This window comes from Novosphingobium sp. TK71 (genome assembly GCF_055361505.1).
On the sequence record NZ_CM143962.1, the window covers coordinates 1,195,898 to 1,208,581 of the forward strand.

The 12,684-nt window shown below is 63.4% G+C and carries 12 protein-coding genes; 9 read left to right on the top strand and 3 right to left on the bottom strand.

Annotated features, from left to right (window positions below; genetic code table 11):
• Positions 1-115: 115 nt before the first annotated feature.
• The 4 genes from ACXJ16_RS05425 (at position 116) to ACXJ16_RS05440 (ending at position 3,482) form a co-directional block, all read left to right on the top strand.
• Complete coding sequence (locus ACXJ16_RS05425) at positions 116-1,003, top strand: LysR family transcriptional regulator (protein WP_054438862.1); 888 nt, start codon at positions 116-118, stop codon at positions 1,001-1,003.
• A gap of 304 nt (positions 1,004-1,307) precedes the next feature.
• Positions 1,308-2,153, top strand: coding sequence for an AAA family ATPase (locus ACXJ16_RS05430; protein ID WP_463921761.1), 846 nt, complete (start codon positions 1,308-1,310; stop codon positions 2,151-2,153).
• A 10-nt stretch (positions 2,154-2,163) separates the two neighbouring features.
• Positions 2,164-2,604 (top strand): GFA family protein, encoded by a 441-nt coding sequence (locus tag ACXJ16_RS05435; RefSeq protein ID WP_185997443.1) that lies wholly within the window; start codon positions 2,164-2,166, stop codon positions 2,602-2,604.
• Between the two features lie 29 nt (positions 2,605-2,633).
• The gene (locus ACXJ16_RS05440) at positions 2,634-3,482 is read left to right on the top strand and encodes a DUF817 domain-containing protein (RefSeq protein ID WP_463921547.1); all 849 of its coding nucleotides are present in this window, start codon (positions 2,634-2,636) and stop codon (positions 3,480-3,482) included.
• On the opposite strand, the gene ACXJ16_RS05445 is transcribed toward ACXJ16_RS05440, so the two are convergent.
• Complete coding sequence (locus ACXJ16_RS05445; RefSeq protein ID WP_463921549.1) at positions 3,470-4,516, bottom strand: aspartyl/asparaginyl beta-hydroxylase domain-containing protein; 1,047 nt, start codon at positions 4,514-4,516, stop codon at positions 3,470-3,472. The two genes, ACXJ16_RS05440 and ACXJ16_RS05445, sit on opposite strands and share 13 nt — an antisense overlap.
• A 214-nt stretch (positions 4,517-4,730) precedes the next feature.
• Between ACXJ16_RS05445 and ACXJ16_RS05450 the strand changes: the two genes are divergently transcribed.
• Both ACXJ16_RS05450 and ACXJ16_RS05455 read left to right on the top strand, forming a co-directional pair.
• Positions 4,731-5,912 (top strand): vWA domain-containing protein, encoded by a 1,182-nt coding sequence (locus ACXJ16_RS05450; RefSeq protein ID WP_463921551.1) that lies wholly within the window; start codon positions 4,731-4,733, stop codon positions 5,910-5,912.
• A gap of 235 nt (positions 5,913-6,147) precedes the next feature.
• Positions 6,148-6,708, top strand: a complete 561-nt coding sequence (locus ACXJ16_RS05455; protein ID WP_054438853.1) for an outer membrane beta-barrel protein — start codon at positions 6,148-6,150, stop codon at positions 6,706-6,708.
• A gap of 49 nt (positions 6,709-6,757) precedes the next feature.
• On the opposite strand, the gene ACXJ16_RS05460 is transcribed toward ACXJ16_RS05455, so the two are convergent.
• Entirely contained in the window at positions 6,758-7,957 is a 1,200-nt protein-coding gene (locus ACXJ16_RS05460) for an exo-beta-N-acetylmuramidase NamZ family protein (RefSeq protein ID WP_463921552.1), read from the bottom strand.
• On the bottom strand, positions 7,954-8,490 hold the full coding sequence (locus tag ACXJ16_RS05465; RefSeq protein WP_185997447.1) for a DOMON-like domain-containing protein: 537 nt from the start codon (positions 8,488-8,490) through the stop codon (positions 7,954-7,956). Before ACXJ16_RS05465 ends, ACXJ16_RS05460 begins: the two co-directional genes overlap by 4 nt.
• A 150-nt stretch (positions 8,491-8,640) precedes the next feature.
• Here ACXJ16_RS05465 and tyrS point away from each other — a divergent pair, with 150 nt between their 5' ends.
• From tyrS to ACXJ16_RS05480, 3 genes are all read left to right on the top strand, one after another.
• Positions 8,641-9,870: a tyrosine--tRNA ligase gene (gene tyrS / locus ACXJ16_RS05470; protein WP_454797150.1), complete on the top strand. Its 1,230-nt coding sequence runs from the start codon at positions 8,641-8,643 to the stop codon at positions 9,868-9,870.
• A 193-nt stretch (positions 9,871-10,063) separates the two neighbouring features.
• Positions 10,064-10,402, top strand: coding sequence for a PilZ domain-containing protein (locus ACXJ16_RS05475; protein WP_054438847.1), 339 nt, complete (start codon positions 10,064-10,066; stop codon positions 10,400-10,402).
• Between the two features lie 146 nt (positions 10,403-10,548).
• The gene (locus ACXJ16_RS05480; RefSeq protein WP_463921554.1) at positions 10,549-12,669 is read left to right on the top strand and encodes a TonB-dependent receptor; all 2,121 of its coding nucleotides are present in this window, start codon (positions 10,549-10,551) and stop codon (positions 12,667-12,669) included.
• The last annotated feature ends 15 nt before the right edge of the window (positions 12,670-12,684 follow it).

Sequence of the window (12,684 nt, forward strand, 5' to 3'; positions counted from 1 at the left end):
TTCGATCTACAGAGCCAATCTAGCCATCAAGCGATCATGCGATTAGACATGCAAATTCGCATGAACTTATCGACACAGCCGAATAATCACCTGGCGCGACAGTGGAAGGGCACCTGTGGCCAAGACCGACCTCAACCAACTTGCCTGGTTTCAGGCCGTCGCCGAAGAACACAGCTTCACGCGGGCAGCGGCGAAACTGGGCATTTCACAATCGACGCTGAGCCATGCGATCAGGCAGCTCGAAGAGCGTATGGGGATAAGGCTGCTGTCGCGTACGACGCGCAGTGTCGCGACAACCATCGCCGGAGAGCGGCTGCTCCAGACCATCGCCCCGCGAATTGGCGAGATCGAGGATGAGATCGCCGCGTTGATGACGTTCCGGGACAAGCCGTCCGGCTCGATCCGGCTAACCCTGTCCGACCATGCGCTGGAGAGCGTCGTCTGGCCGAAGCTCAAACCGGTTCTCAGCGCCTATCCCGACATCAGCGTCGAACTGATCCTCGACAGCACTTTCCGCAACATCGTCGAAGAGGGTTTCGATGCAGGCGTCCGGCTTGGAGAGGCGGTTGAAAAGGACATGATCGCCGTCCGCATCGGTCCGGACTGGCGTCTGGTTGCGGTGGCGTCACCCTCTTATCTTGACGCGCATGGTGCACCGGAACATCCGCACGAACTTGTGGGGCATGTCTGCATCAATATGCGGCATGAAAGCGCCGGGGGGCTTTATGCCTGGGAATTCGAAAAAGACGGTCAGGCGCTGCGCGTCAGGGTGAGCGGGCAAGTGACCTTCAACAATTCCTACGCGATGATCGACGCGGCGGTAAGCGGCTACGGCATCGCCTACGTCCCGGAGAACATCGTGGAGCAGCATGTCGCGTCAGGCGCGCTGGTTCAGATCCTGGACGATTGGTCGCCCCTGTTCGACGGTTACTTCCTCTACTATCCGAGCCGGCGTCAGAACCTGCCCGCATTCAAGATCGTCGTCGATGCCTTACGAATATAAGGGTTTCCCTGTAAGCCACGCCAACGCACCAACCAAACGCCCCCGCGCTTCCCGCGCCGGTATCCTAAATGCTCTTGCGCATTTACGCCCCGCCAGTGCACACCCTCGGCAAGTTTCGCCCGCGCGGCGCGGGTTGCAAGCGGGGCCTTTTTGAGCGCTTTTTGCCATATCGTCCACGTCAAGTCGTCAAAGATGCGTCAAACATGCGCATCTGCACAGGCTCAGACAGCAGTGGACGAACTTGGCGGAAAAGCAGGGTTTTTGCGGATAAGGACGGATAGGCGTGGACGATAATTCCGGCAGTTTGCAGCGTTTCGAAGGCACCAGCAGCTACGTCGCGACCGATGACCTGAAAGTCGCGGTGAACGCCGCCGTCCTGCTGCGCCGTCCCCTTCTGGTGAAGGGCGAACCCGGCACCGGCAAGACGGTGCTGGCGGAGCAGATCGCCGCCTCCCTCGATGCCCCGCTCATCACCTGGAACGTCAAGTCCACCACCAAGGCCCATCAGGGCCTCTACGAGTACGACGCCGTGGCCCGCCTGCGCGACGGTCAGCTCGGCGATGCGCGCGTCCATGACATCAACAATTATATCCGCAAGGGCAAGCTGTGGGAGGCGTTCACCTCGCCGCGCCTGCCTGTCCTCCTGATCGACGAGATCGACAAGGCCGATATCGAGTTTCCGAACGATCTCCTCGCCGAACTCGATCGAATGGCTTTCGACGTTTACGAGACCGGCGAACGCGTGGCGGCAAAGGACCGCCCCATCGTGGTCATCACCTCGAACAACGAGAAGGACCTGCCCGACGCGTTCCTGCGCCGCTGCTTCTTCCACTACATCCGCTTTCCCGACCGCGAGACGATGCAGGCCATCGTCGATGTCCACTTCCCCGGCATTCAGAAGACCCTCGTCACCCGCGCGATGGAAATCTTCTACGAACTGCGCGAGGTTCCCGGCCTCAAGAAGAAGCCTTCCACCAGCGAACTGCTGGACTGGCTGAAGCTCCTGCTCAGCGAGGACATGCCGCTCGACGTCCTTCAGAACCAGGACTCGACGAAGGCGATCCCGCCGCTGCACGGAGCCTTGCTCAAGAACGAACAGGACGTCATGCTCTTCGAACGGCTCGCTTTCATGGCGCGCCGGGGAAATTGAGAAGAACGCCATGACCGCCCCCTATCCCGGCCGCTGCGCATGTCGCGCCGTCACGCTCGAAGTAACAGGCGAACCGATCGGCACGCGGCAGTGCTGGTGCCGCCAATGCCAGCAGATCGCCTCCGGTGGGCCGACCAACAACGCCATCTTCAAGGTCGAGGATGTCGCGATCGAAGGCGAACTCGCCCACGCGACGTGGACGGCGGCAAGCGGCAATACCCTTGCCTTTCACTTCTGTCCGAAGTGCGGCACGCAGGTTTATGCACAAAGCTCGGCGCGCCCGCACCTCGCAACCGTGCGCCTCGGCGCTCTCGATGCGGGCCACGGCCTGCACCCGGAAACCGTGATCTGGACGGAAGACGCGCCCGAATGGGCCAGCTTCGACAAGGCTCTGGAGAGCTGGCCCCGCCAGCCGCCCGCTCCCGCGTCTCCGGCGCCGACAGGCTCCTGATCGAGCTGCCGGGCCAAACATATCCTGTCATGCAGACCCGTTTTGCCGCAATCCGGCAGCAACTAGAGGATTTTACACCCGCAGCCGGATGGCAGTCTTGGCTGTATGAATTCCTGCTGTTCGGCTTCAAGCAAGGCTGGGCCTGCCTCTATGGCGGCGTCTTGCTGGCGCTGCTGGTGGCCACTCACCTGTTCTACCCAGCCGATGCAGCGCTGGCCCGCTACGACTTCCTGACGCTGGCCGCACTGGCAATCCAGGTGGCCATGCTCGCCTTGCGGCTGGAGACCTACGACGAGGCGAAAGTGATCCTCGCCTTCCACGTCGTGGGCACGGTGATGGAGCTGTTCAAGACCGCTTACGGATCCTGGCAATATCCTGAGGCAAGCCTGCTGCGGATCGGCGGCGTGCCGCTGTTTTCCGGCTTCATGTATGCCGCCGTAGGCAGCTATATCGCCCGCGTCTGGCGGATCTTCGACTTTCGCTTCACCCGCTACCCGCCCATCCCCGCCACATGGGTCCTGGCGATCGCCGTCTATGTGAACTTCTTCGCCCACCACTGGCTGTCCGACATCCGGATCGGACTGTTCGCGGCGCTGGCCGTCCTTTTCGCGCGCACTCGCATCCGCTTCCGGGTCTGGCGTGCGGACCGCTGGATGCCGCTCTTGCTGGGATGGCTGCTGGTCAGCCTGTTCATCTGGTTCGCCGAAAACCTCGGCACGTTCTCGCGCGCCTGGATCTACCCGGACCAGCAGTCCGGCTGGACACTGGTGCATCCGGCGAAGCTGGGGGCATGGTATCTCCTGATGTACATCTCGTTCGTACTGGTGGCCGCCGTCCACGGTATCCGCCGCCGAACCGAAGCGGCTTACGCGTCGTAAGCGGAAATGTACTCGAACATCACGGTAAGCGCGGCGCGATCTTCCGCGCTGATCTCGGGCCGCCAGACTTCGAACAGAAGGACGACGCGGTCCTGCGAACCATCGTTCCAGGCCTCATGCTCCATGCTGTCATCGAAGATGAGCAACTTTCCCTCTTCCCACTGACGCGTCTCGTTACCCACGCGGAACCGGCACCCCGCCGGAACGACGAGCGGCAAGTGACAGATCAGTCGCGTGTTCAGGAAGCCGGTATGGGCCGGAATATGCATGCCGGGCTGAAGGCGGGAAAACAGCGCCATCGGCGAGCGCCCCGTGACACGCGGGATGGGCGCATGTTCCAGCGCCGCCATCGTCCGGGGGCAACGTTCTGCTTGCCCGGCAACTGCTTCGCCGCCCCGCCACAGGTACCAGGCCCCCCACCGCGGATCTCCAACCATGGAATTCTGCTTGGCGGGCCGTCCCGGTTCGGATTCCACGTAGGGACGAAATGCACCGTCCTGCGCGAGTACGGCGAGCAGCTCTTCCCGGATCGCTTCCGTTTCCGCCTCTACGGCAGAAACCCAATCGAACTGCTCGCGTTCGTAATACTGGATTTGCGGCAGGCCCGGAAAATAGAAGCTTTGCGGCTGCTGGACGAAAACTTCCCGCTTGCCGGTCAGAATGTCCAGCGCCTCGGCGATCCGCGGACTTATCGAGACGCCGCCGATATCGTTGACAAGGCGAGCGCGCAGTTCGTCTTCGTAGCGCGCGGAAAACGCCGCGATCTGTCGCTGCGCCTGCCCCAGTGCCGCTTGCAATGCAGGCGGCACCGACGAGAGACGCGAAGCGGCGTCCAGTGCGGCCTTGTAGAACGCGATCGCGGCGCGGCTGTCTCCGAGCCGGGTCCGCGAATCGCCCTTCAGGAGCAACGCGCCGATGTTGCGGGGATCGGCGGCGAGAACTCTTTCAAGCACCGCCTCGGCACCAGCCGGGTCCGAGGCCATGAGATGTGCCTGCGCAATCGAGAGCAACGGTGGGTCGGGTAGCGTGGCCAATGGTTCCAGAGCGGCCAGGGCGGCCCTGCCATCCCCGCGTTGCAAGGCCCTGACGGCGTCTTCGCGATATCGAGCGACCTGATTCGATGTAAGCTGCACCCCGCGTTTATAGCCGCCCGTTCGAACGTCACAATCGCACTGCCGGTTCTTCGAGCGCGAAGATTGACGAGGCGGGAGGGCGCGACCAGAAGTCACGGGGAATGGAGATGCTGCCGTGCTGCTGAATTTCGTCGACGAGCTGCGCGCCGCCGGTATTCCGGCCTCGCTCAAGGAGCATCTCGTGCTTCTCGAAGCGCTCGACCGCGGGGTGATCGAACAGACGCCGGAAGCCTTCTACTACCTCAGTCGCGCCATTTTCGTGAAGGACGAAGGCCTGCTCGACCGGTTCGACCAGGTGTTCCAGAAGGTCTTCAAGGGCGTTCTCACCGATTACGGCCAGCAGCCGGTCGAAATTCCCGAGGACTGGCTGAAAAAAGTCGCCGAGCGCTATTTCTCGCAGGAGGAAATGCAGCAGATCAGGTCGCTCGGTTCCTGGGACGAGATCATGGAGACGCTGAAGAAGCGTCTGGCTGAGCAGGAAAAACGTCACTCGGGCGGGAACAAGTGGGTGGGAACCAACGGCACTTCGCCCTTCGGCCATGCCGGCTACAACCCCGAGGGCATCCGCGTCGGCGGCGAAGGCGCGCACGGCCGTGCCATCAAGGTCTGGGAAAAGCGCGAGTTCGCCAATCTCGACAACACCCGCGATCTCGGCACCCGCAACATCAAGGTTGCCCTGCGGCGCCTGCGCCGTTTTGCACGCGAAGGTGCGGCCGAGGAACTCGACCTCGAAGGCACCATCCGGGGCACGGCGAAGCAGGGCTGGCTTGACGTGGTCATGCGGCCGGAACGGCACAATGCCGTGAAAGTGCTGCTGTTCCTCGATGTCGGCGGATCGATGGACCCGTACATCCAGCTCATGGAGGAACTGTTCAGCGCGGCCAGCGCCGAGTTCAAGAACATGGAATTCTTCTACTTCCACAACTGCGTCTACGAAGGCCTGTGGAAGGACAATCGCCGCCGCTGGTCCCAGCGCACGCCCACCTGGGACGTGCTTCACAAGTACGGGCACGACTACAAGGTGATCTTCGTCGGCGACGCCGCGATGAGCCCTTACGAGATCAGCCATCCCGGCGGTTCGGTGGAGCACATGAACGACGAAGCGGGGGCGGTGTGGCTGGGCCGTATCGCCCGGACCTATCCGGCAACGGTCTGGCTCAATCCCACGCCCGAGCAGCAGTGGACCTACTCCAGTTCGACCCGGATGATCCGCGAACTGGTTGGCGGGGCCATGTTCCCGCTGACGCTCGACGGTCTGGACGGCGCCATGCGCGAACTCAGCCGAAAGAAAGCCTGACGCGGCATTGCCCGCATGAATAGACCGGCCAGAGGCAAATATCGCTGCGATTGTTGCACGACTGCATCACCATCCCGAAAACAACATGTCTGTCGCAATTCATGAAATTGTCGATTGAAAGCCGCCACGAGAGCCGCTAGCTGCGCGCTCGCTTCGGGCGCTTAAAAATAAAGGTATTACAGTTCTTTAATCGGTAATTTGGCGAAGCGGGTGCGCTTCTCCAAAGGGGGAAATTATGAATTTTTATAAGTACGGCCTCGTGGCCGCAGCTCTGCTTGCCCAGCCCGCTCTGGCCGACGAGACCAAGCTCTCCGGTCTTCGCGCGGAAGCGCGCGTCGGTTGGGAAACGCCCACCGTCAGCGACGGCGACGTTTACAAGCTGGGCCAGTCCGTCTCGTTTGGCGGCGAGATCGGCTACGACCTTCCGGTCAGCACGAAAGTCACCGTGGGGCCTTACGTCAATTACGAATACGCCCGCTCGAAGGAATGCGACAGCGGCCTCTGCCTCGGTTCGGCCGGCAACTTCGCAGCCGGCGGCCGCATCGGCCTGAACCTGGGCACCCGTTCGCAGCTTTACGCCAAGGTCGGCTACGACCGCATGAAGCTCAAGGCGACCTTCGACGGTGACTCCGATTCCGAAACGCTTGACGGCATCCAGGGCGCGATCGGCTTCGACTACAATCTTTCCGCCGCCACTTATGTCGGCGTCGAATTCAACTATGCCGATCTCGGCAGCTTTGAAGGCGTGAACTTCCAGCGCCGCCACGTCGCCCTGACCGGCGGCATGCGCTTCTAAGCAGCGCACCAATGGAGAGGGCTCCCGCTCGGGAGCCCTCGATCCTGTTTCAGCGATAGATCAGCAGGTCGGCGATCTCTTGGCGCCATGCCGCCTCGTCCGCTCCCGCGATCGCTTCCAGATCGGCCGGAACCGAGGCCGGATCCTCCACCCATTCACGCAGCGCCGGGCCGCCGTTGATAACGTCGATGGCCAGGCGATCGAATTCGTATTCGTAAGGAAAGTCGCGCCAGATCGCGTAGTCCGGATAGAGATTCCGGATCGCCTTGAAGGCCAGCGCCTGCAGGCGCCAGGGCCGGAAGGCATGGTGATCGTAGAACGTGCCCTCGGCATGGATCATCAGTCCGCTGCACAGGGTTCCGGCATGTTTGTGGAACGTCGGTTCGAACCAGCATTCCCGCAGCGCGCAGCCGGCCAGCCATTCGGGCGCGATACGCTCCATTTCGGCAAGAACGGCCCTGGCATCGACGTCCGGCGCGCCGAACAGCACTTCGAGCGGGCGCGTGGTCCCGCGTCCCTCCGAGAGCAGTGCGCCTTCCAGCATTACCGTGCCCGCATAGGCGCGCGCCATGTTGAGATTGGCCGCGTTCGGGCTCGGGTTGATCCAGATACGGTCCTGCGGCCAGCCGAAGCCCGGACCTTCTGGTTCCCAGCCATCCATGGCGATCACGCGGTAGTCCACGTCGAGACCGAAGCGGCGCACGAACCAGTGCCCCATCTCGCCCAGCGTCAATCCGTGACGCATCGGCATAGGACCGGCGCCGACGAAGCTCTCCTGCCCAGCCAGCAGGATCGTGCCCTCGACCGGGCGCCCCGCCGGGTTGGGCCGGTCAAGCACCCAGACGGCCTTGCCCTGCTCCTGCGCCGCTTCGAGCAGATAGAGCAGTGTCGTCACGAAAGTGTAGATGCGGCAGCCGAGGTCCTGGAGGTCGAACAGGAACACGTCCGCGCTCGCCATCATCTCCTCGGTCGGCCGGCGTACTTCACCGTAGAGGCTGTAGACCGGGATACCGTAAGTCGGATCGAGCTCGTTCGCCGTCTCGACCATGTTGTCCTGCTTGTCGCCCTTGAGCCCATGCTGCGGCCCGAACGCGCTCGTCACGTTGACGCCGGCGGCGATCAGCGCGTCGAGCGAATGAACCAGATCCTCGGTTACCGAGGCGGGATGGGCCACGAGGGCGACACGGCGTCCTTCGAGAGGAGCGCGCAGTTCAGGGTCCGCCAGCAGGCGATCGATGCCGAATTTCATGAGGCGGTGGGTGCCGCAAGCTCAAGCGTGAAGCAAGACGGATCGTGGAAGTCGGGCGCATCTGCCTTGTGGGCAAGTGCCCAGTAGCTTTTCACGCCGCCCTCCTCCTCGATCACCGCCGTGAAGCCGCAGCGCAGCGGGCCTTCCGGAAGGCCGCCCGCCGGAATGGCGGCGTCGAACACGGCGATGTCGGAACCCTTGCGCATCGCGCATTCCGGCTCGCGGGGCATCGGCCTTTCGGCCATCCCCTCGCGGCGACCCGAGAAATCGTAGACGTTCCAGCGCTCCGACGGCGAAAGATTGAACTCGGTATAGCCCGCGGCTTGCGCGGGTTGCAGGAACAGTTCGAAGCAGGTGGTGCGCCAGAGTTCATCCGCCCTGCCCTTGCCCGCGAAGGAGGGCACCACGAGCTTGCCGGCGCCGAGGATGCGCCAGCGAACCCGCAGCCAGGCGGTGTCGAAGCCGATTACGCGGGTTTCGATGGAACGGACGAGGGTGGAGGGGTGCGCCGGGTGGCGGGTCAGGTCGGCCATGCCTGTTCGGGTAGAAGGTGAGCCGGGGGGCTGGCAATGCGGATTCGGCCGGATGCCCGCGGCAGGGCGACCAACCGCTTCATCTTGGGCGCCGTGCGTGCTACGCGCGCCGCTCTAGATCCATCCAAGCCAAAGAAGCACTGGGCCATCATGACCTACAATTCCTCCCTGCTCCGCCTCCTCGACGAGCGCGGCTACATCCACCAGATGACGGACGCGGAGGGCCTCGATGCCCTGGCGGCGAAGCAGGTCGTGCCCGGGTATATCGGCTTCGACGCCACCGCCGCGTCGCTCCACATCGGCAGCCTCGTGCAGATCATGATGCTGCGCCGCCTTCAGCAGGCCGGCCACAAGCCGATCGTGCTCATGGGCGGCGGCACCACCCGTATCGGCGATCCCACCGGCCGCGACGAAAGCCGCAAGATGCTGAGCGACGAGGCGATCGAGACCAATATCAAGGGCATCTTCTCGATCTTCTCGCGCCTGCTGAAGTTCGGAGACGGGCCGACCGACGCGGTGATGGTCAACAACCACGACTGGCTCGGGCAGCTTGGCTATATCCAGCTGCTTCAGGAAGTCGGCACGCATTTCACCGTAAATCGCATGCTTTCGTTCGATTCGGTGCGTCTGCGCCTTGAACGCGAGCAGCCGATGACTTTCCTCGAATTCAACTACATGATCCTGCAGGGTTACGATTTCCGCCACCTTTCCAGGGAAATGGGCGTGGCGTTGCAGATGGGCGGCTCCGATCAGTGGGGCAACATCATCAACGGCATCGAACTGACCCGCCGAATGGATTCCAGGGAAGTCTTCGGGATCACCACGCCGCTGCTCACCACAGCCGACGGCGCCAAGATGGGCAAGTCGGCGGCCGGTGCGGTCTGGCTCAACGAGGACATGCTGCCCTCCTACGACTTCTGGCAATACTGGCGTAACTGCGACGACCGCGACGTCGGCAAGTTCCTGCGCCTGTTCACCGACTTGCCGCTTGACGAGATCGCACGCCTCGAAACGCTCGAAGGCGCCGCGATCAACGATGCCAAAGTCGTGCTCGCCAACGAAGTGACCAGGCTGTGCCGCGGCGAGGATGCAGCCGTCACCGCCGAAGCTACCGCCAAGGCCACTTTCGCGGGCGGCGGCCTCGGACAGGATCTCCCCACGCTCGAAGTGACGGGCGAAGGCGTGCGCCTCGGCTCGGCGCTGACCGAACTTGGCTTCACCGCCTCCAACGGCGAGGCCAAGCGCAAGATCGGCGAAGGCGCGGTGAAGCTGGACGATGTGACGATGGACGATCCGGGCTATCTGATCGCGATCCCAGCCGGCGAAACCCGCAAGCTCAGCCTCGGCAAGAAGAAGCACGCCGTGCTCAAGGGCGCCTGAACCACCGTTCCACAGCCCTTACGCAGTTCTACTCACAAGAATGCCCCGGTTCCCCGAACCGGGGCATTTTAACGTATATGCGGCACGTTCGACCGCCGCATACCGCGCAAAAGTGAACAGGTTTACCGTTTCTTTGCCATTTCGATGCACCGTTGTCGCTCACAGTCACAACACCATCATGAGGCATTTAGAGATGACTGCAGGAGCGCAGCTCACTGTAACCGACAAGCGTCGCGCGGCACGGCACCCCGTCGATTACAAGGTGATTGCTGAACATCGCCAGCTCGGCGACCTCCATCTGCACATCGTCAATCTCTCTGCGCAGGGCTTCATGGCGCAAGGCGAACAACCGCTCGACCGCGGCGAACGCCTGGTCATGCGCCTCCCGGTGATCGGCCGGATCGAGGCCCATCTGATCTGGGCTCACGAAGGCCGCGCCGGCTTCCAGTTCGAGCGCATCATCCGCATCGACGACTTCCTGAAGCTCGTTGATACGGTTCAGCCGAACCCGCGCCTGCGCCCGCGCCGCTAAGGCTTGGCTGCCGGCGCCGCGATCAAGGGCGCCATTTATCCGGGAATTTCACGACGAAACTCCATTCATCGCGCGCATGAAACGCCTTGTCGCCGCGAAACATTTCAGCATTGATATGTTATATCCTCGCAATTAGCCGGTTGAGCATGACGCTCCCAACCGCCCGACTCGCCCTGCTGGTGACTGCCAGCGCCCTCTCCTCGACGCTCGCCGTCATGCCCGGCATCGCTGCGGCACAGACCGGCTCACCCGCGCCGAGCGCGGCGGCCGACACGGACGGGCATCCGCAGGAAAACGGCCCGGAAATCATCGTCACCGGCCGCCTGATCTCCGGCAATGCCGATCCCATCGCCGCGCCGGTCGTGCTCTCGGGCGAGGCGCTGACCCGTGACCTCAAGCCGCAGATCGGCGAAATGCTTGCCAGCCTTCCTGGCGTTTCCAGCACCGGCTTCGCGCCCGGCGTGTCGCGCCCGGTCTTGCGCGGCTTTGACGGCCCCCGCGTGCAGGTGCTGCTGGACGGCATCGGCTCGCTCGACGCATCTTCCGTCTCGGCAGACCACGCCGTGTCGCTCGACACGCTCAACGTGGACCGGATCGAGGTCCTGCACGGCCCGCGCGTGCTGCTCTATGCCAGCGATCCTTCGGGCGGCGTCGTCAATGCCGTGGACAAGCGGATCCCGCGCAAAGTGCCGGACAAGGCCTTCAGCCTCGATGCTCTGGGCTCGTTCGGAACGGCAGCGAACATGGTCAACGGCGGCGTTGCCACCGATATCCGGCTCGCCAGCCGCCTCGTGGCGCACTTCGACGCTTCCTATTACCACAGCGACGACCTCCACGTCGGCGGCTACGTCCTGTCGCCGGAACTGCGTGCGCAGACCCTGACGCAGGCTGGCGATCTTGCCGATGCAGGCGATCTCACCGGCGCGGCCACGCTGACCCAGCAGGCCAACCAGCGCGGCAAGATCGCCAACAGCGGCACCGAAGGCTGGACGCTGGGCGGCGGTCTCGCATTCATCGACGACGGCGGCGACATCGGCATCTCGGTACAGCGCCTCGCCAACGACTACGGCATTCCCCCGCGCCCTTCGGCCGATCCCGAAGCAACCAGTATCTCGCTGCGCCAGACCCGCGTGGACCTTCGCGCCGGACTGAACCTCGAAGGCTTCCTCAAGCGCCTCGAACTGCGCGGCGCCTATGGCGACTACGAGCACGCCGAGATCGAGGATGGCAACGTCGGCACCCAGTTCCACAACAAGGCTGTGGAAGTGCGCGTCCAGGCGGACCAGGCAAAGCGCGGCATCTGGAGCGGCTCCAGCGGCATCCAGTATTCGTCCGCCCGGCTCGACATCAGCGGCGACGAGATGCTGCTGCCCGACAACAACACCGACCGCTTCGCCGTCTTCACGCTGCAGCACCTCGAAGTGGGCCAGTTCGACCTCGAAGGCGCGCTGCGTTACGAAAACACGCGCATCCGTACGATCCCGGCCGACGAGAAGCGCAATTTCGACCAGTATTCGGGCGTCGCCGGTATCGCCTGGCACCCGATCGACCATGTCACCCTTTCGGTGAACTATTCGCACGGCGAACGCGCGCCCTCGGCCGAAGAACTCTTCGTCGACGGCCTGCACGACGCCACCCAGTCCTACGAACGCGGCAACCCTGACTTCAAGGTCGAGCGCAGCAACGGCATCGAAGCTGGCGTGCGCTATAACGGCGGCGACGTGGCGGGATCGGTTACCGTGTTCGGCACCAACTTCTCGAACTTCATCACTGCCGTGCCCACCGGCGAAGTGATCGAGGACTTCCCGGTCTACCAGTATCTTCAGGCCGGCGCCCGCTTCCGCGGTATCGAGGCCGAGGGCGGTGTGACGTTCGCGCACTGGGGCGGCGACAAGTCGATCAAGGCCGATGGCGGTGTCGATTATACCCGCGCGCGCCTGGTCGACATGGGCCCCGTGCCGCGCATCCCGCCGCTGCGCGCGCGCGGCGGCCTTGAGTTCGACTCCTCCGCCTTCACCCTTCGCGGCGAAGTCGAATGGAACGCGAAGCAGGACCGCGTGACCGAAAACGAAAACCCGACGAACGCCTTCACGCTGGTGAACGCCAGCGCGACCTGGCGTCCGTTCGGCGAACAGGGCCCGCTCTCGCTCATCCTCGCCGCGGACAACCTGCTCGACGTCACCGGGCGCCTCGCCGCTTCCGAAACGCGCGACTTCGTGCCCATCGCCGGACGCGACGTGCGTATCACCGCGCGCTTTACTTATTGATCCAAAACATAACCT